20 protein-coding genes and 3 rRNA genes are annotated in these 22,902 nt (G+C 67.4%); 6 read left to right on the top strand and 17 right to left on the bottom strand.

The window, feature by feature from the left end; translation table 11 throughout:
- Window positions 1–9 precede the first annotated feature (9 nt).
- The gene (locus OG885_RS34930) at window positions 10–357 is read left to right on the top strand and encodes an SCP2 sterol-binding domain-containing protein (protein WP_399957364.1); all 348 of its coding nucleotides are present in this window, start codon (window positions 10–12) and stop codon (window positions 355–357) included.
- Here the strand turns inward: OG885_RS34930 and OG885_RS34925 are convergent.
- The 4 genes from OG885_RS34925 to OG885_RS34910 all read right to left on the bottom strand — a co-directional run bounded on the left by OG885_RS34925 (window position 341) and on the right by OG885_RS34910 (window position 4,418).
- Window positions 341–1,219: an ABC transporter ATP-binding protein gene (locus OG885_RS34925; protein WP_405738374.1), complete on the bottom strand. Its 879-nt coding sequence runs from the start codon at window positions 1,217–1,219 to the stop codon at window positions 341–343. The two genes, OG885_RS34930 and OG885_RS34925, sit on opposite strands and share 17 nt — an antisense overlap.
- Window positions 1,216–2,280, bottom strand: coding sequence for a FecCD family ABC transporter permease (locus OG885_RS34920; protein ID WP_405738371.1), 1,065 nt, complete (start codon window positions 2,278–2,280; stop codon window positions 1,216–1,218). Before OG885_RS34920 ends, OG885_RS34925 begins: the two co-directional genes overlap by 4 nt.
- A complete protein-coding gene (locus OG885_RS34915; RefSeq protein ID WP_405738369.1) occupies window positions 2,277–3,320 on the bottom strand; it encodes a FecCD family ABC transporter permease in 1,044 nt (347 codons plus the stop codon). Before OG885_RS34915 ends, OG885_RS34920 begins: the two co-directional genes overlap by 4 nt.
- Before the next feature lie 69 nt (window positions 3,321–3,389).
- A complete protein-coding gene (locus OG885_RS34910; protein ID WP_405738366.1) occupies window positions 3,390–4,418 on the bottom strand; it encodes an HAD hydrolase-like protein in 1,029 nt (342 codons plus the stop codon).
- Window positions 4,419–4,490: 72 nt separating this feature from the next.
- Here OG885_RS34910 and OG885_RS34905 point away from each other — a divergent pair, with 72 nt between their 5' ends.
- Window positions 4,491–5,783, top strand: a complete 1,293-nt coding sequence (locus OG885_RS34905) for a DUF1015 domain-containing protein (RefSeq protein WP_405738364.1) — start codon at window positions 4,491–4,493, stop codon at window positions 5,781–5,783.
- Between the two features lie 66 nt (window positions 5,784–5,849).
- Here OG885_RS34905 and OG885_RS34900 read toward each other — a convergent pair whose 3' ends face one another.
- From OG885_RS34900 to OG885_RS34875, 6 genes are all read right to left on the bottom strand, one after another.
- Window positions 5,850–6,641 (bottom strand): tetratricopeptide repeat protein, encoded by a 792-nt coding sequence (locus OG885_RS34900; RefSeq protein WP_405743009.1) that lies wholly within the window; start codon window positions 6,639–6,641, stop codon window positions 5,850–5,852.
- Complete coding sequence (locus OG885_RS34895) at window positions 6,578–7,948, bottom strand: hypothetical protein (protein ID WP_405743204.1); 1,371 nt, start codon at window positions 7,946–7,948, stop codon at window positions 6,578–6,580. Before OG885_RS34895 ends, OG885_RS34900 begins: the two co-directional genes overlap by 64 nt.
- Before the next feature lie 67 nt (window positions 7,949–8,015).
- A 5S ribosomal RNA gene (rrf, locus tag OG885_RS34890) occupies window positions 8,016–8,132 on the bottom strand.
- Window positions 8,133–8,245: 113 nt separating this feature from the next.
- Window positions 8,246–11,365 (bottom strand): 23S ribosomal RNA (locus tag OG885_RS34885).
- A gap of 311 nt (window positions 11,366–11,676) precedes the next feature.
- Window positions 11,677–13,202 (bottom strand): 16S ribosomal RNA (locus tag OG885_RS34880).
- The 16S, 23S and 5S rRNA genes sit together here, the layout of an rRNA operon.
- Before the next feature lie 532 nt (window positions 13,203–13,734).
- Window positions 13,735–14,376, bottom strand: a complete 642-nt coding sequence (locus tag OG885_RS34875) for a DNA-3-methyladenine glycosylase (RefSeq protein WP_405738361.1) — start codon at window positions 14,374–14,376, stop codon at window positions 13,735–13,737.
- Window positions 14,377–14,541: 165 nt separating this feature from the next.
- Here OG885_RS34875 and OG885_RS34870 point away from each other — a divergent pair, with 165 nt between their 5' ends.
- The 3 genes from OG885_RS34870 to OG885_RS34860 all read left to right on the top strand — a co-directional run bounded on the left by OG885_RS34870 (window position 14,542) and on the right by OG885_RS34860 (window position 16,572).
- A complete protein-coding gene (locus tag OG885_RS34870; protein ID WP_399958610.1) occupies window positions 14,542–15,324 on the top strand; it encodes a sporulation protein in 783 nt (260 codons plus the stop codon).
- Between the two features lie 44 nt (window positions 15,325–15,368).
- Window positions 15,369–15,908, top strand: a complete 540-nt coding sequence (locus OG885_RS34865) for a YbhB/YbcL family Raf kinase inhibitor-like protein (RefSeq protein ID WP_405738357.1) — start codon at window positions 15,369–15,371, stop codon at window positions 15,906–15,908.
- Window positions 15,909–16,065: 157 nt separating this feature from the next.
- Window positions 16,066–16,572, top strand: coding sequence for an HNH endonuclease (locus tag OG885_RS34860; protein WP_405738354.1), 507 nt, complete (start codon window positions 16,066–16,068; stop codon window positions 16,570–16,572).
- A 94-nt stretch (window positions 16,573–16,666) separates the two neighbouring features.
- Here the strand turns inward: OG885_RS34860 and OG885_RS34855 are convergent, their stop codons facing one another.
- The 3 genes from OG885_RS34855 to OG885_RS34845 form a co-directional block, all read right to left on the bottom strand.
- Window positions 16,667–17,617, bottom strand: coding sequence for an SPFH domain-containing protein (locus tag OG885_RS34855; protein ID WP_405738351.1), 951 nt, complete (start codon window positions 17,615–17,617; stop codon window positions 16,667–16,669).
- 132 nt (window positions 17,618–17,749) lie between these two features.
- Window positions 17,750–18,184: an NfeD family protein gene (locus tag OG885_RS34850; RefSeq protein ID WP_405738348.1), complete on the bottom strand. Its 435-nt coding sequence runs from the start codon at window positions 18,182–18,184 to the stop codon at window positions 17,750–17,752.
- A gap of 49 nt (window positions 18,185–18,233) precedes the next feature.
- A complete protein-coding gene (locus OG885_RS34845) occupies window positions 18,234–19,031 on the bottom strand; it encodes an ABC transporter ATP-binding protein (protein WP_399958623.1) in 798 nt (265 codons plus the stop codon).
- Between the two features lie 142 nt (window positions 19,032–19,173).
- Here OG885_RS34845 and OG885_RS34840 point away from each other — a divergent pair, with 142 nt between their 5' ends.
- Window positions 19,174–19,962 (top strand): hypothetical protein, encoded by a 789-nt coding sequence (locus OG885_RS34840; protein WP_405738345.1) that lies wholly within the window; start codon window positions 19,174–19,176, stop codon window positions 19,960–19,962.
- Between the two features lie 189 nt (window positions 19,963–20,151).
- On the opposite strand, the gene OG885_RS34835 is transcribed toward OG885_RS34840, so the two are convergent.
- The 4 genes from OG885_RS34835 to OG885_RS34820 all read right to left on the bottom strand — a co-directional run bounded on the left by OG885_RS34835 (window position 20,152) and on the right by OG885_RS34820 (window position 22,792).
- A complete protein-coding gene (locus tag OG885_RS34835; protein WP_399958628.1) occupies window positions 20,152–20,391 on the bottom strand; it encodes a chaplin family protein in 240 nt (79 codons plus the stop codon).
- Between the two features lie 187 nt (window positions 20,392–20,578).
- Entirely contained in the window at window positions 20,579–20,821 is a 243-nt protein-coding gene (gene chpE / locus OG885_RS34830) for a chaplin ChpE (protein WP_059197195.1), read from the bottom strand.
- Between the two features lie 158 nt (window positions 20,822–20,979).
- Complete coding sequence (locus tag OG885_RS34825) at window positions 20,980–21,621, bottom strand: response regulator (RefSeq protein ID WP_399958630.1); 642 nt, start codon at window positions 21,619–21,621, stop codon at window positions 20,980–20,982.
- Window positions 21,614–22,792 (bottom strand): GAF domain-containing sensor histidine kinase, encoded by a 1,179-nt coding sequence (locus OG885_RS34820; protein WP_405738340.1) that lies wholly within the window; start codon window positions 22,790–22,792, stop codon window positions 21,614–21,616. Before OG885_RS34820 ends, OG885_RS34825 begins: the two co-directional genes overlap by 8 nt.
- Window positions 22,793–22,902: the final 110 nt, after the last annotated feature.

Raw genomic sequence — 22,902 nt, 5'->3', positions numbered from 1 at the left:
TCGATCGCGATGGCCACGATCGAGGAGTGCCGCGCCGCACTCGAAAAGCTCTCGGACACCATGCAGCGCGCCGAGGGGGACGCCGCGACAGCGGCGGCCCTGGACCGCTCGGTGAGCTGCCGGATCACCGACCTGGACGTCACGTTCGTCGGCAGGATGACCGGCGGCCGGATCGTCGTGCACGACACGCTCCAGGGCCCGCCGAAGGAGAAGGCCCAGATCAGGCTGACCATGACCGGCGACGACCTGATCGCCCTGGTGGACGGCGAGCTGAACTTCGCGAAGGCCTGGGGCTCGGGGCGGGTGAAGCTGGAGGCCGGCCTGCGCGACCTGTTCCAGCTCAGGAAGCTTCTTTGACCGCCACCCGCGCCTCGTCCCGCGCGCGTGCCTTGCGCGCCGCCGGCACCACCAGCGGCGTCCCCGTCTCCGGGTCGTCGATCACCTGACAGCGCAGCCCGAAGACCTCCTCGACCAGCTCGGCCGTGACGATGTCGTTCGGCGCGCCCTCGGCGATGACACTGCCGCCCTTGAGGGCGATCAGGTGGGTGGCGTAGCGCGCGGCGTGGTTGAGGTCGTGCAGCACGGCCACCAGCGTGCGCCCCTGCTCCTCGTGCAGCTCGGCGCACAGGTCCAGGACGTCGATCTGGTGCTGGATGTCCAGGTAGGTCGTCGGCTCGTCGAGGAGCAGCAGCGGCGTCTGCTGGGCGAGCGCCATCGCGATCCACACGCGCTGGCGCTGACCGCCGGACAGCTCGTCCACGTACCGGTCGGCGAGCTCGGCGACGCCGGTCTGTGCCATCGACTCCTGGACCACCCGCTCGTCCTCGGTCGACCACTGGCGCAGCAGCCCCTGGTGCGGGTACCGGCCGCGCCCGACCAGGTCGCCGACGGTGATCCCGTCCGGCGCGATCGACGACTGCGGCAGCAGCCCCAGCGTCCGCGCGACCTTCTTCGCGGGCATCGACTGGATGACCTGCCCGTCGAGCAGCACCCGGCCCTGACTCGGCTTCAGCATCCGCGACAGCGCCCGCAGCAGCGTCGACTTGCCGCACGCGTTCGGGCCGACGATCACCGTGAAGGAGTTGTCGGGGATCTCCACCGACAGCTGTTCGGCGATGACGCGCTGGTCGTAGGCGAGGGTGACGTCGTCGGCGGAGAGGCGGTTCACGGTGCTCCTTCGGTTGTTCAGGGTGCGGTCGGCGCGGCCGGCGGCGCTCATATCCGGCCCGCCTTCCGCTCGGTGACCAGCAGCCACAGCAGGTACACGCCGCCGAGCACACCGGTGACCACGCCCACCGGCATCTGGTCGGCGCCGAAGACCTTCTGCGAGAGCCAGTCGGCCGTGACCAGCAGGGCCGCGCCCATGCAGAGCGACGGCAGCAGGTTCGGGCCGGGCGAGCGGGTCAGCCGGCGGGCGAGCTGCGGCGCGGTGAGCGCCACGAAGCTGACGGGGCCCGCGGCGGCGGTCGCGGTCGCGGTGAGCAGCACGGCGGCCACCATCAGCAGCGCCCGGGTGCGCTCGACGCGCACGCCGAGGGCGTGGGACACGTCGTCGCCCATCTCCATCATCCTGAGCGCCCGCGCGTTGCCGAGGACCAGCGGGACCAGCACGGCGCACAGCCACAGCAGCGGCCACACCTGCTCCCAGTCCCGCCCGCTGAGCGAGCCGGTCATCCAGACGACGGCCTGGGCGGCCTCGGTGATGGTGGACTTGGTCAGCAGATAGCCGTTGACGGCCGTGAGGATCGCGGACACCCCGATACCGACCAGAACGAGCCGGTATCCGTGCACCCCCTGTTTCCAGGCGAGCAGATAGATGGCGAGTCCGGCACCGAGGCCGCCGACCAGCGCGCCGACGGTGACCTCGCCCGCGCTCCCGGAGAACAGCACGATCACGGTGAGCGCCCCGGCCGTCGCCCCCTGCCCGAGCCCGAGGATGTCCGGACTGCCCAGCGGGTTGCGCGACACGGCCTGGAACAGCGCCCCGCCGAGTCCGAGCGAGGCCCCGACCAGCAGCCCGACCAGCACGCGCGGCAGCCGCAGCTCGTTGACGATGAACTCCTGCCCCGCGTTCCCGTCGCCCATCAGCGTCCTGAGCACGTCCCCGGCCGAGATCGGGAAGTCGCCGGTGCCGATCAGCACGACGCTCGCCGCGAGCGCGGCGGCCAGCAGGAGGAGTACGACGACGAAGGCCCGGACGTCGAGCCGGAACGACAGTCCGCCGGGCGTCCTGACGGCACGGTTTGCGCGGGGGGAGCGCTCGGCACGGTTGGTCTTCACAGCTGTGCCGTCCTCCGCCGTCGTACGAGAAAGATGAAGACCGGGCCACCGATGATCGCGGTCACGATGCCGACCTGAAGCTCCGCGGGCCGGGCGACCACCCGGCCGATGACATCGGCGCCGAGCAGCAGCACGGGCGACAGGATCGCCGCGTACGGCAGGATCCAGCGCAGGTCGGGACCGGTGAACGAGCGCACGACATGCGGGACCATCAGGCCGACGAACACGATCGGCCCGCAGGCCGCGGTCGCCGCCCCGCACAGCACGACGGCGGCGAGCATCGACAGCGCCCGCGTCCGGTTGAGGTTGGCGCCGAGGGCGCGTGCCGTGTCGTCGCCCATCTCCATGGCGTTCAGCGGCCGGGCGAGCGCCAGAGCGAGGAGCGTGCCGCCCGCGAGGAACGGCAGCACCTGAAGGATCGTCGACTCGCTCGCCGAGGTCAGCGAGCCCACGGTCCAGAAGCGCATCTTGCCGAGCGCCGCCTCGTCCGTGATCATCACGGCCTGGAGGTAGCCGTAGAGCGCGGCGCTGATCGCCGTACCGGCGAGCGCCAGCCGCACCGGCGTCGCCCCCCGACTGCCCCCGAGGAACCAGACCAGCGCCCCGACCGCGGCCGCGCCGAAGAACGCGAACCACACGTACCCGCTCAGGCTCGTGACCCCGAAGTACGTCATGGCGGTGACGACCGCCGCGGACGCACCCGCGTTGATCCCGAGCAGCCCCGGGTCGGCCAACGGATTACGGGTGAGCGCCTGGAGGACCGCCCCGGCCAGCCCGAGCGCGGCCCCGGCCAGCAGGCCGAGCAGGGTCCGCCACAGCCGCTCGGTCACCACGACGTCGCCGTAGGTCCCGGACTCCTCGAACAGGCCGTGCCACACCTGCCCCAGGGACAGCTCTTTCGCCCCGATCGCGATGCTCGCCAACGCGACGAGCACCAGGATCACGACGGACACGAGCAACCCAAGGACACGTATCGCCCGGCGGGTTGGGGGCGCGGGGGCGGTTTCCGCGCGCTGTTCGGGAGGACTGTCGACCAACACGCAGTTAGGTTAGCCTACCCTCCGATCCAGCCACGATCCCGCTGCCCGGGTTCACAAGGAGACCCCGGGCTACAACCCCAGCCGCGCCAGCGCCTTCCACCCGTCCAGCTCGCACGCCCCGTCGCCCGCCGCCGTCCAGGCCGCCGCACACAACGCGCGCAGTCCGTCCAACGCCTCCCCGTCACCGGCCAGTTCCAGCCGCTCGCCCGCGGCCGTGGCGATCCACCCCCCGCACCGGAAGCCACCGTCCGCCTCGACGACCTCCGGCTGCCCGGTCAGCAACCCCCGCAGATCCGCGTCGACATAGGTCGGCCGGTGCTGCGGCGGCGCGGCCAGCAGCTGCGCCCCGTCCGTCACACCGGTCAGTACGAGCAGCGAGTCGACCTCTCCGTTGAACGCCCCCTCGATGTCCGTGTCAAGCCGGTCCCCCACCACCAGCGGCCGTACGGCACCGGTCCGCAGGATCGTCTCCCGGTGCATCGGCGGCAACGGCTTCCCCGCCACCTGCGGCTCGGCCCCGGTCGCGATCCGCACGACCTCCACCGCGGCCCCGTTGCCCGGCGCGATGCCCCGCCCGCTCGGAATCGTCAGATCGGTGTTGGACGCGAACCACGGCACCCCGCGCGCGACGGCATACGAAGCCTCCGCGAACCGCCCCCACGGCAGATCGGGCCCACCGAATCCCTGCACCACGGCCGCCGGATCGTCGTCCGCCGACTCCACCGGCACGAGCCCCCGCTCCCGCAAGGCGACCCGCAGCCCCTCCCCGCCGATCACGAGGACGCGCGAACCTTCCGGCACCTGCTCGCTGATCAGCCGCGCGACGGCCTGGGCGGACGTGATCACGTCATCGGCCCCGGTCGGTATCCCCAACTCGGTCAGATGCTCCGCCACGGTGTCGGGCGTCCGCAGCGCGTTGTTGGTGACATAGGCGAGGTGCATCCCACCCGCCCGAGCGGTGGCCAGCGACTCGACCGCGTACACGATCGCGTTCCCACCCGCGTACACCACACCGTCGAGGTCGAGCAGCGCGGTGTCGTACGCCTCGCTCAGGGCCTGGCCACTGCCCTCGGGCCTCGTCCTGACGCTCTGGCTCATTCCACATCGCTCCTCGCTCGACGGCTTTCCCCCGATCATCTCGCACGCCACTGACACACGTACGATGCCGGGATGAACACCGCAGGTCACTCGGAAGCAATGGCGCGCCGGGGCCTGGAACTCACCCCGTTCCGAGGCCTTCGCTACGACCCCGACCGGGTCGGCAGTCTGGCCGCCGTGACGTCCCCGCCGTACGACGTCGTCGTACGCCCCGACGGCCTCTACCACCTGCAGTCCAACGACCCGCACAACATCGTCCGCCTGATCCTCCCGCAGGCGACCACCCCCGCCGCCCGGAACGAACAGGCCGCCGCGACCCTGCGCCGCTGGCTCGCCGACGGCGTCCTCGCCGCCGACCCGGTGCCGGGCCTGTACGTGTACGAGCAGCGCGACGGCGCCGGCCTGCTGCAACGCGGCATCATCGGCGCCCTGCGCGTCTCGGACCCCGCGGACCAGGTGGTCCTGCCCCACGAGGACGTCATGCCGCACGTCGTCGCCGACCGCGCGGCCCTGATGCGCGCCACCTCCGCGAACCTGGAGCCCCTGCTCTTGACCTACCGCGGCAACGACACCACCGCCGGCACCACCGCCGTGGTCGAACGTACGGCCGAGCAGGAACCGCTTCTCTCCACCACCACCGAGGACGGCTACAGCCACCGCCTGTGGTCCGTCACCGACCCCGCGGACCTGGCCCGCATCCAGTCCGACCTCGCCCACCACCAGGCCCTCATCGCCGACGGCCACCACCGCTGGGCGACATACCGCCGCCTCCGCGCGGAGAACCCCTCCCCCAGCCCCTGGGACTACGGCCTCGTCCTCCTGGTCGACACGGCCCGCTATCCGCTCCGCGTCCGCGCCATCCACCGCCTCCTGCACGGCCTGCCGGTGGCGGACGCCCTGGCCTCGCTCGACGGCCTGTTCCGCGTACGACGCCTCGACGTCCCTCTTTCCCAGGCACTCGATGTGCTGGCCGACGCCGCCTGCGCGGGCAACGCCTTCCTCCTCGCCGGCGACGGCGCCTTCCACCTCCTGGACCGCCCGGACCCGGGCCTCCTCGCCCGTACGATCCCCGTCGACCGTCCCGCGGCCTGGCGCACCCTGGACGCGACGGTCCTGCACGCCACGCTCCTCGCCCACGTCTGGCACATCCCCGAGGACGACCCCACCCGCATCGCCTACATCCACGACACGGCCGCCACCGTCCGCAAGGCGGAACGCGACGGCGGTACGGCCGTCCTTCTGCACCCGGTCCGCGAGGAGGTCGTCCGCGACCTGGCCCGCCAGGGCGTCACGATGCCCCGCAAGTCGACGTCCTTCGGCCCGAAGCCGGCGTCGGGCCTGGTCCTGCGCGCGCTGGAGCTCTGAACACGCGAAGAACACGTGAAAGGGCGGGACCCCGGTGCCGGGGTCCCGCCCTTTCACTCATGGACGTCAGTCCTTGTCGTCGTCCTCGTCGTCCTCGTCGTCCTCGGCCTCGACGACCTCGACGCCCCCGCCGCTCCGGACCTCGCTGTCGCCTTCGTTCCCGCTCTCGTGCTCGTTCTCGTCGATGGCGTCGACGAACTCGACACCGTCCAACTCGGCGAGCCGGTCCGAGGCGTCCGTGCTGCCGTCCTTGTCGGACTCGACGGCCTTGGCGAACCACTCCCGCGCCTCGTCCTCACGGCCGGCGGCGAGCAGCGCGTCGGCGTAGGCGTACCGCAGGCGCGCGGTCCACGGCTGCACCGAGTTGGCGGCCAGTTCGGGGCTCTGCAGCGTCACGATGGCCGCGTCCAGCTGTCCCATGTCACGCCGGGCACCGGCCGCGACGAGCCGCATCTCGACCTGCCCGGCCTTGTCCAGCTTGTTCACCTCGGGCGCCCCGGCCATGTCCAGCGCCTTCTCCGGCCGCCCGAGCCCGCGCTCACAGTCGGCCATGACGGGCCACAGCTCCGCGCTGCCGGTCATCCGCCGCGCGGCCCGGAACTCGGCCAACGCCTCGGAGTACTTCTGGTTGGCGTACGCCGCGAACCCGGCCGCCTCACGTACGGCAGCCACGCGCGACGCGAGGCGCAGCGCGATCTTGGAGTACGCGTACGCGCGCTCGGGGTCCTCGTCGATGAGCCGGGCGACCATGACCAGGTTCTTGGCCACGTCCTCCGCGAGCGTCTTCGGCAGGCTCAGCAGCTCCTGGCGTACGTCGCCGTCGATCTCGTCGCCCGTGACGTCCTCGGGGATCGGCAGCCGCTTGATCGGCTCACGGTCCCGGTCCCGGTCGTCCCGGAAACGGCCGCCGCCACGCCGGTCGTCCCCGCGGCCGTAGCCGCCCCGACTGTCGTCACGCCGGTCGTCACGTCCACGGAACCCGCTGGGGCGGCCACCGCGGTCATCCCGCCGAGGTCCACCTCGGTCGTCCCTGCCACGGAAGCCCCCACGGTCGTCGCGCCGGTCACCCCGGCTGTCGTCGCGTCGGGGGTAGCCGCCACCGCGGTTGTCGCCGCCACGGTTGTCGTCCCGACGGAACGCCGGACGCGGCCCACGGTCGTCGCCACGGTTGTCGTCCCTACGGAAGGCAGGGCGCGAACCGCGGTCATCGCCACGATTGTCGTCCCGACGGAACGCCGGACGCGGCCCACGGTCGTCGCCACGGCGGTCATCCCGCCGGTCGTCGCGGCGCTCGTATCCGCCGCCGCGGTTGTCGTCGCGCCGGAAACCTCCGCGGTCCCCGCCACGATCGCCCCGGTCGTCACGCCGGAAACCACGGTCACGGTCGTCATTGCGGAACCCGCCGCGGTCGCGGTCGTCCCTGCGGAAGCCACCCCGGTCGTTGTCACGTCGGTCGTCGCGCCGGTCGTCGCGTCGGGGGTAGCCGCCACCGCGGTTGTCGCCACCGCGGTTGTCATCGCGCCGGAAACCTCCGCGGTCCCCGCCACGATCGCCCCGGTCATCACGCCGGCCGTAGCCACCGCCCCGGTTGTCGTCCCGACGGGGGGCCGGACGCGGCCCACGGTCGTCGTCACGACGCTGGCCGCGGTCTCGGTCGTCCCGCTGGAAGGCAGGGCGGTCACCGTCACGGCGGAAGCCGCGGTCACGGTCGTCACGGCGCGGCCCGCTCGGACGGTCGTCACGTCGGAAGGCCGGGCGAGGCCCGCGGTCGCCGTCACGTCGGTCGTCACGTCGGTCGTCGCGCCGGTCGTCGCGTCGGGGGTAGCCGCCACCGCGGCTGTCTCCGCCACGGTTGTCGTCACGCCGGAAGCCTCCGCGGTCCCCGCCACGATCGCCCCGGTCGTCACGCCGGCCGTAGCCGCCGCCCCGGTTGTCGCCCCGGCTGTCGTCGCGTCGGGGGTAGCCGCCACCGCGGCTGTCGCCACCGCGGCTGTCGTCACGCCGGAAGCCGCCACGGTCACCGCGGTCACCCCGGTCGCCACCGCGGTATCCGCCACGGTCACCGCGATCGCCGCGGTCACCACTGTCCCGTCGCCGCTGGTCGCGCTCCGGTCGATCGTCGGGAGAGTTGGTGGACATGGGTGACTCCTGTCTCGGTACTGCAAGCATTGTAAAAACAAAAGGACCCCTGGTCCCAGCTGAACGCTGGGACCAGGGGTCCTTCCAAAGATTGTTCGGCGGCGTCCTACTCTCCCACAGGGTCCCCCCTGCAGTACCATCGGCGCTGTAAGGCTTAGCTTCCGGGTTCGGAATGTAACCGGGCGTTTCCCTCACGCTATGACCACCGAAACCCTAATGGTTTCGAGCGAACAAGCACACTCTGTAGTTATTAGTGATGCGTTCTGCTCAAAAAACCGGCAACGGTCGTTGCCTCAGAACTAACACAGTGGACGCGAGCAACTGAGGACAAGCCCTCGGCCTATTAGTACCGGTCACCTCCACCCATTACTGGGCTTCCAGATCCGGCCTATCAACCCAGTCGTCTACTGGGAGCCTTACCCCATCAAGTGGGTGGGAATACTCATCTCGAAGCAGGCTTCCCGCTTAGATGCTTTCAGCGGTTATCCCTCCCGAACGTAGCCAACCAGCCATGCCCTTGGCAGAACAACTGGCACACCAGAGGTTCGTCCGTCCCGGTCCTCTCGTACTAGGGACAGCCCTTCTCAATATTCCTGCGCGCGCAGCGGATAGGGACCGAACTGTCTCACGACGTTCTAAACCCAGCTCGCGTACCGCTTTAATGGGCGAACAGCCCAACCCTTGGGACCGACTCCAGCCCCAGGATGCGACGAGCCGACATCGAGGTGCCAAACCATCCCGTCGATATGGACTCTTGGGGAAGATCAGCCTGTTATCCCCGGGGTACCTTTTATCCGTTGAGCGACGGCGCTTCCACAAGCCACCGCCGGATCACTAGTCCCGACTTTCGTCCCTGCTCGACCCGTCGGTCTCACAGTCAAGCTCCCTTGTGCACTTACACTCAACACCTGATTGCCAACCAGGCTGAGGGAACCTTTGGGCGCCTCCGTTACTCTTTAGGAGGCAACCGCCCCAGTTAAACTACCCATCAGACACTGTCCCTGATCCGGATCACGGACCCAGGTTAGACATCCAGCACGACCAGACTGGTATTTCAACGACGACTCCACCCATACTGGCGTATGAGCTTCAAAGTCTCCCAGCTATCCTACACAAGCCGAACCGAACACCAATATCAAACTGTAGTAAAGGTCCCGGGGTCTTTCCGTCCTGCTGCGCGAAACGAGCATCTTTACTCGTAGTGCAATTTCACCGGGCCTATGGTTGAGACAGTCGAGAAGTCGTTACGCCATTCGTGCAGGTCGGAACTTACCCGACAAGGAATTTCGCTACCTTAGGATGGTTATAGTTACCACCGCCGTTTACTGGCGCTTAAGTTCTCAGCTTCGCACGCCCGAAAGCGCACTAACCGGTCCCCTTAACGTTCCAGCACCGGGCAGGCGTCAGTCCGTATACATCGCCTTACGGCTTCGCACGGACCTGTGTTTTTAGTAAACAGTCGCTTCTCGCTGGTCTCTGCGGCCACCCCCAGCTCATGGAGTAAATCCAATCACCAGTGATGGCCCCCTTCTCCCGAAGTTACGGGGGCATTTTGCCGAGTTCCTTAACCATAGTTCACCCGAACGCCTCGGTATTCTCTACCTGACCACCTGAGTCGGTTTAGGGTACGGGCCGCCATGAAACTCGCTAGAGGCTTTTCTCGACAGCATAGGATCATCCACTTCACCACAATCGGCTCGGCATCAGGTCTCAGACTATGTGCAAGGCGGATTTGCCTACCTTGCGTCCTACACCCTTACCCCGGGACAACCACCGCCCGGGATGGACTACCTTCCTGCGTCACCCCATCACTCACCTACTGCAAGTCTGGTCCGGCGGCTCCACCACTCCCCTTTGCCCGAAGGCTCCGGGGCGGCTTCACGGCCTTAGCATCGCCTGGTTCGATGTTTGACGCTTCACAGCGGGTACCGGAATATCAACCGGTTATCCATCGACTACGCCTGTCGGCCTCGCCTTAGGTCCCGACTTACCCTGGGCAGATCAGCTTGACCCAGGAACCCTTAGTCAATCGGCGCACACGTTTCTCACGTGTGAATCGCTACTCATGCCTGCATTCTCACTCGTGAACCGTCCACCACTGCCTTCCGGCGCAGCTTCACCCGGCACACGACGCTCCCCTACCCATCCATACAGGCGTTGGCCCTATTGTATGAATGACACGACTTCGGCGGTACGCTTGAGCCCCGCTACATTGTCGGCGCGGAATCACTAGACCAGTGAGCTATTACGCACTCTTTCAAGGGTGGCTGCTTCTAAGCCAACCTCCTGGTTGTCTGTGCGACTCCACATCCTTTCCCACTTAGCGTACGCTTAGGGGCCTTAGTCGATGCTCTGGGCTGTTTCCCTCTCGACCATGGAGCTTATCCCCCACAGTCTCACTGCCGCGCTCTCACTTACCGGCATTCGGAGTTTGGCTAAGGTCAGTAACCCGGTAGGGCCCATCGCCTATCCAGTGCTCTACCTCCGGCAAGAAACACACGACGCTGCACCTAAATGCATTTCGGGGAGAACCAGCTATCACGGAGTTTGATTGGCCTTTCACCCCTAACCACAGGTCATCCCCCAGGTTTTCAACCCTGGTGGGTTCGGTCCTCCACGAAGTCTTACCTCCGCTTCAACCTGCCCATGGCTAGATCACTCCGCTTCGGGTCTTGAGCGTGCTACTCCACCGCCCTATTCGGACTCGCTTTCGCTACGGCTTCCCCACACGGGTTAACCTCGCAACACACCGCAAACTCGCAGGCTCATTCTTCAAAAGGCACGCAGTCACGAGATATGTGCAAGCACATATCCGACGCTCCCACGGCTTGTAGGCACACGGTTTCAGGTACTATTTCACTCCGCTCCCGCGGTACTTTTCACCATTCCCTCACGGTACTATCCGCTATCGGTCACCAGGGAATATTTAGGCTTAGCGGGTGGTCCCGCCAGATTCACACGGGATTTCTCGGGCCCCGTGCTACTTGGGTGTCTCTCAAACGAGCCGCTGACGTTTCGACTACGGGGGTCTTACCCTCTACGCCGGACCTTTCGCATGTCCTTCGCCTACATCAACGGTTTCTGACTCGTCTCACAGCCGGCAGACTGTGAAAGAGAGATCCCACAACCCCGCATGCGCAACCCCTGCCGGGTCTCACACGCATACGGTTTGGCCTCATCCGGTTTCGCTCGCCACTACTCCCGGAATCACGGTTGTTTTCTCTTCCTGCGGGTACTGAGATGTTTCACTTCCCCGCGTTCCCTCCACATACCCTATGTGTTCAGGTATGGGTGACAGCCCATGACGACTGCCGGGTTTCCCCATTCGGAAACCCCCGGATCAAAGCCTGGTTGACGACTCCCCGGGGACTATCGTGGCCTCCCACGTCCTTCATCGGTTCCTGGTGCCAAGGCATCCACCGTGCGCCCTTAAAAACTTGGCCACAGATGCTCGCGTCCACTGTGCAGTTCTCAAACAACGACCAGCCACCCATCACCCCCAACCAAAGGCTGGAGTTCACTGGGGCCGGCATCGAAGCACAACCTTGCGGCCGTTACTTCAGACACCCAACAGCGTGCCCGGCCCGGTCCCGTCCGGAGATCATGCTTTCCACGCTCCTAAGAGCAGTACTCGCAGCCTCCGACCCGTGAACCCGGCCGAATAATCAACGTTCCACCCATGAGCAACCAGCATCGAACATTCGCCGATGTACTGGCCTCTGACCGAGCAAGCCCGGTTAGAAGTGCTCCTTAGAAAGGAGGTGATCCAGCCGCACCTTCCGGTACGGCTACCTTGTTACGACTTCGTCCCAATCGCTGGTCCCACCTTCGACAGCTCCCTCCCACAAGGGGTTGGGCCACCGGCTTCGGGTGTTACCGACTTTCGTGACGTGACGGGCGGTGTGTACAAGGCCCGGGAACGTATTCACCGCAGCAATGCTGATCTGCGATTACTAGCAACTCCGACTTCATGGGGTCGAGTTGCAGACCCCAATCCGAACTGAGACAGGCTTTTTGAGATTCGCTCCACCTCACGGTTTCGCAGCTCATTGTACCTGCCATTGTAGCACGTGTGCAGCCCAAGACATAAGGGGCATGATGACTTGACGTCGTCCCCACCTTCCTCCGAGTTGACCCCGGCGGTCTCCTGTGAGTCCCCATCACCCCGAAGGGCATGCTGGCAACACAGGACAAGGGTTGCGCTCGTTGCGGGACTTAACCCAACATCTCACGACACGAGCTGACGACAGCCATGCACCACCTGTACACCGACCACAAGGGGGGCACTATCTCTAATGCTTTCCGGTGTATGTCAAGCCTTGGTAAGGTTCTTCGCGTTGCGTCGAATTAAGCCACATGCTCCGCTGCTTGTGCGGGCCCCCGTCAATTCCTTTGAGTTTTAGCCTTGCGGCCGTACTCCCCAGGCGGGGAACTTAATGCGTTAGCTGCGGCACCGACGACGTGGAATGTCGCCAACACCTAGTTCCCACCGTTTACGGCGTGGACTACCAGGGTATCTAATCCTGTTCGCTCCCCACGCTTTCGCTCCTCAGCGTCAGTAATGGCCCAGAGATCCGCCTTCGCCACCGGTGTTCCTCCTGATATCTGCGCATTTCACCGCTACACCAGGAATTCCGATCTCCCCTACCACACTCTAGCTAGCCCGTATCGAATGCAGACCCGGGGTTAAGCCCCGGGCTTTCACACCCGACGTGACAAGCCGCCTACGAGCTCTTTACGCCCAATAATTCCGGACAACGCTTGCGCCCTACGTATTACCGCGGCTGCTGGCACGTAGTTAGCCGGCGCTTCTTCTGCAGGTACCGTCACTTTCGCTTCTTCCCTGCTGAAAGAGGTTTACAACCCGAAGGCCGTCATCCCTCACGCGGCGTCGCTGCATCAGGCTTTCGCCCATTGTGCAATATTCCCCACTGCTGCCTCCCGTAGGAGTCTGGGCCGTGTCTCAGTCCCAGTGTGGCCGGTCGCCCTCTCAGGCCGGCTACCCGTCGTCGCCTTGGTGAGCCATTACCTCACCAACAAGCTGATAGGCCGCGGGCTCATCCTTCACCGCCGGAGCTTTCAACCACCACAGATGCCTGCGGTAGTGGTATCCGGTATTAGACCCCGTTTCCAGGGCTTGTCCCAGAGTGAAGGGCAGATTGCCCACGTGTTACTCACCCGTTCGCCACTAATCCCCACCGAAGTGGTTCATCGTTCGACTTGCATGTGTTAAGCACGCCGCCAGCGTTCGTCCTGAGCCAGGATCAAACTCTCCGTGAATGTTTACCGGTAATCCGGTCGACACACGAGAGCGGAACCACCGGAGGAATAATCCGGTGGTTCACAGCGTCCTCGCTGTGTTATTTCAAAGGAACCTCGCCCCAACCGAATGGCTGGAGACGGGGTATCAACTAATCTGGCGTTGATTTTTGGCACGCTGTTGAGTTCTCAAGGAACGGACGCTTCCTTTGTACTCACCCGAGAGACTCTCTCAGGCTTTCCTCCGGGCTTTTCCCTTCGGTCTTGCGTTTCCGACTCTATCAGATCCTTTCGGCGTCTGATTCCCTGTCGGCGGGATTTGCCGAAGGCTTCTGGCTTTCGCCTGTCGGCCTTTCGACATTCACTACGTTAGCCGATCCTCTCGCTAACTCATAATCGAGTTCCGAGAGTTCGAATTCGAGCATGCGAGCACGCCGAATTCACCCTCGCTCAGAGGATGTCGTAGGTAGTGGTTTGGCCGCTTCCGGCTGCAGGCGATCGCCGTACCCGGTTCAAGCGGCTCGGGCTACACTACGCACCGCGCAACGGCGCGTCAACTTGAACGACGCCTCGGCGTATGAGCCCGATAAGGGCTCACCGTGGGGTCGTTGGCGATCCAGAAGCGCCACGGGTGGACGCCCCCCTCGCCCGAGACTCCGGTGCGTGGACCGTTGCGTACCTGGTCGGAGGGGACCGGGGTGCCGGTCTGGACCCTCAGGGGTGTCTCGGCGGAGGTGCACGCGTCCGTGCCGTCGAGCGACCGGTCCACACCGAGGGCCGTGGCCAGACGGGCGGGTCCTTTGGCCAGTTCCTTGTCATTTCGGGCCGAGAGTCGACGTTTACGTGCGAGCTCCGCCCCCTCGATGACCTCGCCGGCGCGGAGCAGGACCGCGCTCGCCCGGCCGTCCGGCCCGCACACGAGGTTCATGCAGAACCACATGCCGTAAGTGAAGTAGACGTACACATGCCCGGGCGGACCGAACATCACGCCGTTGCGGGCCGTGCGGCCGCGATAGGCGTGGGAGCCGGGGTCGCTCTGGCCGTCGTACGCCTCGACCTCCGTGAGGCGGAGTGCGATCGGACCGTCGGGGGTGGTGCGTACGAGGATGCGGCCCAGAAGGTCGGGGGCGACCTCCAGTACGGGGCGGTCGAAGAACTCTCGGGGCAGAGGCGTACGGTCGGGGGTCGCGATCATGCCGTCCGAGGGTAGTGCAGACGGGTGGTCGCGACGGGGTGGTCAGGGGGCGTTCGCCTTGCAAGGGTGAGGGCGCGGAACCGGCCACGGCCGGATGGCGTTTGTATGGATCAAGGGTCCACGCGTTACCCGCACATACAGCAGGACGACGTAAGAGGGAGAGTCATGGCGTTCAAGAAGCTGCTCGCGAGCCTGGGTGCCGGCGGTGCTTCGGTCGAGACGGTGCTGACCGAGGTCAACGTCGTGCCGGGTGGTGTCGTCCAGGGCGAGGTGCGGATCCAGGGCGGGTCTGTCAACCAGGAGATCGAGGGGTTGTCCGTCGGCCTCCAGGCCAAGGTCGAGGTCGAGAGCGGCGACGAGGAGTACAAGCAGAACATCGAGTTCACCAAGGTGCGGCTCGGTGGTGCCTTCGAGCTGCAGGCCGGTGCGGTGCACGCGGTGCCGTTCGGGCTGGAGATCCCGTGGGAGACGCCGATCACGATGATCGACGGTCAGGCACTGCGCGGGATGAACATCGGCGTGACCACCGAGCTGGCGATCGCGCGCGCCGTGGACTCCGGTGACCTGGACCCGATCAACGTGCATCCGCTGCCGGCGCAGAAGGCCCTGCTGGACGCCTTCATCCAGCTGGGCTTCCGCTTCAAGAACGCGGACATGGAGCGCGGGCACATCCGGGGCACCCGGCAGAAGCTGCCGTTCTACCAGGAGATCGAGTTCTTCCCGCCGCAGCAGTACCGGGGGCTGAACCAGGTCGAGCTGAGCTTCGTGGCCGATCAGAGCGCCATGGACGTCGTCCTGGAGATGGACAAGAAGCCGGGGCTGTTCAGCGAGGGCAGTGACACCTTCCGTTCCTTCCAGGTGGGGCTCAACGACTACCAGGGCACCGACTGGGCGGCTTACCTCAACCAGTGGCTGTCCGAGGTCGGCAGCAAGCGCAACTGGTTCTAGGCTCGGGATTGCTGATTTCCGGCAATCGATCAGGAGGTACCGAGGTGACCGAGCTCAAGCGGCGGCCTCTCCCCCATGACTTCCACCCGCCCGTCCCGTCGTTCACGGTGACGAGCGAGGACATCGAGGAAGGGGCGACGCTCAAGGACGCTCAGGTCTACGCGGCCGGCAACACCTCACCGCAGCTGCGGTGGGAGGGTTTCCCGGACGGGACCAAGAGTTTCGCCGTGACCTGCTACGACCCCGACGCCCCTACGGGCAGCGGGTTCTGGCACTGGGTCGTGTTCGACATCCCCGTCTCGGTGACCGAGCTGCCGGTGGGTGCGGGCAGCGGGAAGTTCGAGGGCCTGCCGGAGGGTGCCGTACAGGCGCGCAACGACTACGGCAGCAAGGACTTCGGTGGTGCCGCGCCGCCGCCCGGCGACGGGCCGCACCGGTACGTCTTCACGGTGTACGCGGTGGACCAGGAGAAGCTCGGTCCGGATGCCGACGCCTCTCCCGCCGTCGTGGGCTTCAATCTGCGGTTCCACACGATCGCCCGCGCCCAGCTGATCGGTGAGTACGAGAACCCCGAACAGAGCTGAACGATCCGAGCGTTCACGGAACGTTTGCCCGTCCCCGGTCTTGGAAGTGATCAGGGGCGGGCACTTTTTATTTCGTTGTCCATCTCGGCGTGCCCGGCCAGAGTTGATCCCAGCCCGCCATGGAGGTGGGCGGGTGAGCGCAGGAGGTGGGCTGGTCATGCGGGACACGCTGGTACTGAACGCGAGCTTCGAGCCGCTTTCGACGGTGACGTTGAACCGAGCCGTCGTTCTGGTGCTGCAGGACAAGGCCGTCGTCGAGCAGTCCCACCCCGAACTGCGTATGCGCGGAGCCGCGGTCGACATACCGGCGCCCCGGGTGATCCGGCTGTGCAGGTACGTGAGGGTGCCGTTCCGAAGACAAGCTCCGTGGTCGAGGCGGGGTGTGCTGGTCAGGGACCGGCACCGGTGCGCGTACTGCGGGCGCAGGGCGACGACGGTGGACCACGTGGTGCCGCGGGCGCAGGGTGGCCAGGACTCGTGGCTGAACACGGTGGCCTCGTGCGCGGAGGACAATCACCGTAAGGCCGACCGGACTCCGGAGCAGGCGGGGATGCCGTTGCTCAGGCAGCCGTTCGAGCCGACGCCGGCCGATGCGATGCTGCTGTCGCTGGGGGCCGATGACTTTCAGGCGCTGCCTGAGTGGTTGGCGTTGGTCGCAGCCTAATCGTCTGCCGGGTTCGGTTCGTTGGCGGCTGCGGGTTTGTTGTGGCTGTTCGCGCAGTTCCCCGCGCCCCTTGGGGCGCGGGGGCCGCTGCCGACTAATCGATCGGCGGCTTTTCCCTGCGTTCCGATCCGCCGTTGCCCTGGTTGCCGCCGCCTCCTGAACCGCCGCCCAGGGGGCCGAAGTTGCCCATCGCGCCGGACAGGCCCTTGAGGGCGTCGCCGATTTCGCTGGGGACGATCCAGAGCTTGTTGGCGTCGCCTTCGGCGATCTTGGGGAGCATCTGGAGGTACTGGTAGCTCAGCAGCTTCTGGTCGGGGTCGCCCGCGTGGATCGCCTCGAAGACCGTACGAACGGCCTGGGCCTCGCCTTCCGCGCGCAGGGCCGCGGCCTTGGCCTCACCCTCGGCGCGCAGGATCTGGGACTGCTTCTCGCCCTCGGCGGTGAGGATGGCCGCCTGGCGCGTGCCTTCCGCCGTGAGGATCGCGGCGCGCTTGTCGCGGTCGGCGCGCATCTGCTTCTCCATCGAGTCCTGGATGGAGGTGGGTGGCTCAATTGCCTTGAGCTCCACGCGGTTTACGCGGATGCCCCACTTGCCCGTCGCCTCGTCGAGGACGCCGCGCAGGGCCGCGTTGATCTCCTCGCGGGAGGTCAGGGTCCGCTCCAGGTCCATGCCACCGATGATGTTGCGGAGGGTGGTGACCGTCAGCTGCTCGATCGCCTGGATGTAGCTGGCGACCTCGTAGGTCGCGGCCCGCGCGTCCGTCACCTGGTAGTAGATGACCGTGTCGATGTTCACGACCAGGTTGTCCTGGGTGATCACCGGCTGGGGCGGGAACGGGACGACCTGTTCCCGCAGGTCGATGCGGTTGCGGATGGTGTCTATGAACGGGACGACGATGTTGAGGCCCGCGTTGAGTGTCCGCGTGTAGCGGCCGAAGCGCTCGACGATGGCGGCGCTGGCCTGTGGGATGACTTGGATGGTCTTGATCAGGGCGATGAAGACCAACACCACCAGGATGATCAAGACGATGATGACCGGTTCCATCGTCGCTTCCCCGTACCCTTCTTCGCCTCGGCGCTTTCGGAAGATCTTATGGTTGTTGAAGATCTTGCTGGTCGAGTCTGACAGACCGTCGAGCAACTCGTGGTCTGTTCGGTTCAGTTGAGTCGTACGAGGTCAGATGACGATCGCGGTCGCTCCCTCGATCTCCACGACGTCCACTTCCTGTCCTACTTCGTAGGCGCGGTCGACGTCGAGGGCGCGGGCCGACCAGACCTCTCCGGCCAGCTTGATCCGGCCGCCGCCGGTGCCGTCGACGCGTTCCAGTACGACGGCCTGTTTCCCCTTCAACGCCTCGACCCCGGAGACCAGTTGGGGCCGTTGTGCGCTGTGCCGGGCCGCGATGGGCCGTACGACGGCGATGAGGGCGACCGAGACGATGACGAAGGCGAGCACCTGCACGACGACGCCGAAGCCCAGGCCCGCGAGGATCGCGCCGGCGACGGCGCCCACCGCGAGCATGCCGAACTCCGGCATCGCCGTCACCACGAGAGGGATTCCGAGCGCGGCCGCGCCGACGAGCCACCACACCCATGCGTCGATGTCGTTCACATGGTCATGGTAGGACCGCGGGTCCTGCGCGGACAGGGCGCGAGGCGCGTCAGGCCATCGGCAGGCCCTGCGCCGTCCAGCGCTCGCCGACCTGCTCGACGACGAGCGGGAGGCCGAAGCAGAGCGAGAGGTTGCGGGAGGTGAGTTCGAGCTCCAGCGGCCCCGCGGCCAGGACCTTGCCCTGACGGATCATCAGGACGTGGGTGAAGCCGGGGGCGATCTCCTCGACGTGGTGGGTGACCATCAGCATCGAGGGGGCGATCGGGTCGCGGGCGAGCCGGCCGAGTCGGCGTACGAGGTCCTCGCGGCCGCCGAGGTCGAGGCCGGCGGCGGGCTCGTCGAGGAGGAGCAGCTCGGGGTCGGTCATCAGCGCGCGGGCGATGAGGGTGCGCTTGCGCTCGCCCTCGGAGAGGGTGCCGAACTTGCGGTCCAGGTAGTCGCTCATGCCGAGGCGGTCGAGGAAGGCGCGGGCACGCTGCTCGTCGATCTCGTCGTACTCCTCCTGCCAGCCGGCCGTCATGCCGTAGGCGGCGGTCAGCACGGTCTGCAGGACGGTCTGGCGCTTGGGGAGCTTGTCGGCCATGGCGATGCCGGCGACGCCGATGCGGGGGCGCAGTTCGAAGACGTCGGTGCCGGGCCTGCCGAGGGTCTCGCCGAGGATGGTGGCGGTGCCCTGGCTGGGGTAGAGGTAGCTGGACGCGACGTTCAGAAGGGTGGTCTTGCCGGCGCCGTTGGGGCCGAGGATGACCCAGCGCTCGCCCTCCTTGACCGACCAGGAGACCTGGTCCACCAGAGCCCGGCCCTCACGGACCACGGATACGTCCTGAAGCTCCAGAACATCGCTCATGAGCGCGTTGTCTCCCCTTGCAGTGTGACCGGTCTCGGCGTCTCGGCTGTCGCGTGCGCGCATTTTCGGGCGCAGCCTTCAAGGAAATCTACGCCACCGGTCGGGCGGCCCATTCCATCGGTCCGGTCCTTAGGGTGGAGGCATGCTCTCGGAATCACGCTCTGGACGCCTCGCCGCTTGGGGAAACGCCCTTTTGGCCGGACTTGTGTCGCCTGACGACGCGGTGCTCGCCGCTGTCGGGGACGACGCGGTGCATCGGGTGGAGGGCCTGCCGGGTGAGTCGGGCCCGGTCGGGCTGACGCTCGCGCTGGGGCGGTTGCGGGCGCTCGGGGTGACCGGGTTGCGGGTGGCGCTGCCGGCGCCGGGGCATCCGCTGGGGCTGAGCGGGCCACCGGAGTTCAACGCGCGGGCGTTGGAGGCCGAGGAGGCGGTGATCTGTCACGGGGCCGCGCTCGGGTTGGTGCCGGAGGTGTACGAGGCCGGGCCCGAGGGTGATGTGCATGTCGAGGTCGTATGGCATGTGCTGCCCGTACGGGAGGCGCCGCCCGCCGATGTGCCCTCCCTCGGCGAGGCCGAGCGGGAGCTGGCGGAGGCCCTTCGGGAGGCGACGGAGGTGTTGACGCGGCTGGACGTGGCCGGGTCGGGGCCGGTGGCGGAGGCGGCGATCGACGCGTATCGGGCGCGGGCCGAGCGGGGGCGGGAGGTGTTGGCGCCGGGGTATCCGCCGCGGGCGGTGCGGGTGCTGGAGCTGGCGCAGCGGGTGGGGTTGCTGATCTCCGTGGCGTACGCGAACGGGCATGGGGGTGCGGTGACGGCCGGCGAGATGGGGGCGCGTGCGGAGGCGCTTCGGCCGGTGGAACGCACTGCCCGGCGTGCTCAGGTCGCGGCGTACAACGCGTATGTGGAGGAGCGGGAGCGCGGGGTGCGGTAGGCGGGGGCCACTGCCGGAGCCGGCGCAGGCTCTACGTACCTAAGGGGCGCAGGCTCTACGCACCTAAGGGGCGCGGGGAACTGCGCGACCAGCCCCCACTCACCCGCAGCCGGAGAACCCCACGTCGCACAGACCGAAGGCCCCTCAAGTCGCCCTTGACTTGAGAGGCCCACCGGCTCGGACCCGACGTCAGTCGTTCACGCCGTTGTTGCCGAACGCGGGGTTCAGGCCGGCGATGCCGTTGACCGTGTTGCCTACGACGTTGACGGGGACGTGGACGGGGACCTGGACCAGGTTGCCCGAGCCGACGCCCGGCGACTTCACGGCCGCGCCGTCGGCACCCGCGTCGGCGACAGCGGCACCGGCGGCGGCACCCGTGGCGATACCGGCGACGGTGAGGGCCACGGCAGCCTTCTTGGCGATGTTCATGAGAAGCGTTCCTCCTGCGTTTGCGTATCCGACCCGGCCGCGGGTCGTGCCTGGTCAACGCGGAGGTGAGCGCGAACGGTACGGGAGCCCGACGGCAACTGCCCGTTCGGATCATTGGCCCTACAAACGGACCGGCCTCCCGGGAGCGCCCGGGAGGCCGGAAGTCACTGTCGCCCCTGGGCGGAGGTCAGTGGTTCACGCCGAGGTTGCCGAACGCGGGGTTGAGGATGCCCACGACGTTCACGCTGTTGCCGACCGCGTTGACCGGGATGTGGATCGGGGCCTGGACGAGGTTGCCCGAGGCGACGCCCGGCGAACCCACGGCCTTGCCGTCGGCGTGCGCGTCGGTGGCGGAGGCCATCCCGGCACCGGCGGCGATCAGTCCGCCGGCCACCATCGTCACGGCCGCTGCCTTCTTCAGGTTCTTCACTTCTGAGCCCTCCCTAGCGATCGCCGCGGCAGTCGCCGCGGCACGCACTGGAGAACGGTGGAGATCGATGAAGGATGCGCCGTCCGGGTGACATTCCCACGACGGTATGAATCTCACTCCGGAGCGGAACCCTCCGTATTGCCGTCCACTGGATGGATTTAACCGGCCACTCCGTGACGTACTGCCCACAGAGCGGCCTGGGTGCGGTCCGCCAGGTCGAGTTTCATCAGGATGTTCGAGACGTGGGTCTTGACCGTCTTCTCGGAGAGGACAAGGGCGCGGGCGATCTCGCGGTTGGAGCGGCCGTCGGCGATCAGGCCGAGCACCTCGCGCTCCCGTTCCGTGAGCGAGCCCGCTCTGCCCTGCCCTGAGTTGGCCTCCTCCTGCGAGAGCAGGGCGCCGGCGACCTCGGGCTGGAGGAGGATGTGGCCGGCGTGGACGGAGCGGATGGCGCCGGCGAGGGCGTCGGGGTCGACGTCCTTGTAGACGTATCCGGCGGCTCCGGCGCGCAGGGCCGGGATCACCGTGCGCTGCTCGGTGAAGCTGGTGACGATGAGCACGCGCGCGGGGTTGTTCAGTTCGCGGAGCTTGCGCAGGGCCTCGACGCCGTCCATGCCCGGCATCTTGACGTCCATGAGGACGACGTCCGGCTTGAGTTCCTCGGCGCGGGCGACGCCCTCGGCGCCGTCCGAGGCCTCGCCCACGACCTCTATGTCGTCCTGTACTTCGAGGAAGGTGCGCAGTCCGCGGCGGACCACCTGGTGGTCGTCGACGAGCAGCACCTTGATTGCGTCAGCCACCAGGGACCTCCATCTCGATCGTGGTGCCCTTGCCGGGCGCCGATTCCACGGTCAGCACGCCGCCGACCCCGCTCGCCCGGTCCCGCATGGAGACGAGGCCGAGGTGGCGTCCCGCGCGGCGGGTGGTCTTCGGGTCGAAGCCGCTGCCGTCGTCGGTGACGCTCAGGAGGGCTCCGCTGCCGCGGCGGGCCAGGGTCACGTCGACGTGGTCGGCTCCGGAGTGCCGCAGGGCGTTGTGCAGGGCCTCCTGGGCGACGCGCAGGAGGGCCTCCTCCTGGGCGGCGGGCAGGGCGCGCACTCCGCAGCTGTCGAAGGTCACGCGCGCCGTGTGGGCGCGGTCGAGGACCTGGATCTGGGTGCGGAGGGTGGCGACGAGGCCGTCCTCGTCGAGGGCGGCGGGGCGCAGTTCGACGACGGCGGCGCGCAGTTCGTCGGCGGCCTCGGCGGCGAGTACGGCGACCTGCTGCAGCTCGCCCTTGGCGCGGGAGGGGTCGCGGTCGACCAGCGCGGCGGCGGCCTGGGCGGTCAGGCGCAGGGAGAACAGCTTCTGGGCGACCGCGTCGTGCAGCTCGTGCGCGAGCCGGGAGCGTTCCTCGGCGATGGTCAGTTCGCGGCTGCGCTCGTACAGGCGGGCGTTGGTGAGGGCGATGGCCGCGTGCTGGGCGAGGATGGAGAGCAGTTCCTCGTCCTCGGCGGTGAAGCCGCAGCTGCCGTCCGGCTCGGGGCACGGGGGGTGTGGGGGGTTTCCCCCCACAGGACGCAGCTTGTTGGCGAGGAAGAGGGCACCGATGACCTCGTCGCCGTCGCGGATCGGCAGGCCCAGGAAGTCGGACATGTCGGGGTGGGCGGACGGCCAGCCCTCGAAGCGGGGGTCCTTGCGCACGTCGGCGAGGCGCTCGACCTTGGCCTCCTGGAGCATCGCGGCGAGGATGCCGTGCTGCCTGGGGAGCGGGCCGATGGCCTTCCACTGCTGGTCGCTGACGCCGTCGACGACGAACTGGGCGAAGCCTCCGTGGTCGTCGGGGACGCCGAGGGCGGCGTACTGCGCGTCGAGCAGCTCGCGGGCCGAGGCGACGATCGTCTTGAGGACGTCGCGCACCTCTAGATGCCTGCTCATGGCCAGCAGCGCGGCGCTCACCGCGGCCAGACCGGACCTGGGGCCTTGACTCATGCCCTCACGGTACCGGCGGGGTGTGACAGTCCGTATCCGCCCTGTGGCGGCGGCCGCCTAGGGCGCTGGGCCTAGGGCGAAGGGCCCGGACCGGGGGCTTAGGGCGAAGG

This window comes from Streptomyces sp. NBC_00028, assembly GCF_045041065.1.
Classification (GTDB): Bacteria; Actinomycetota; Actinomycetes; order Streptomycetales; family Streptomycetaceae; genus Streptomyces.
The sequence above is the reverse complement of the archived record's forward strand: the minus strand, read 5'-3'. Positions and strand labels throughout refer to the sequence as shown.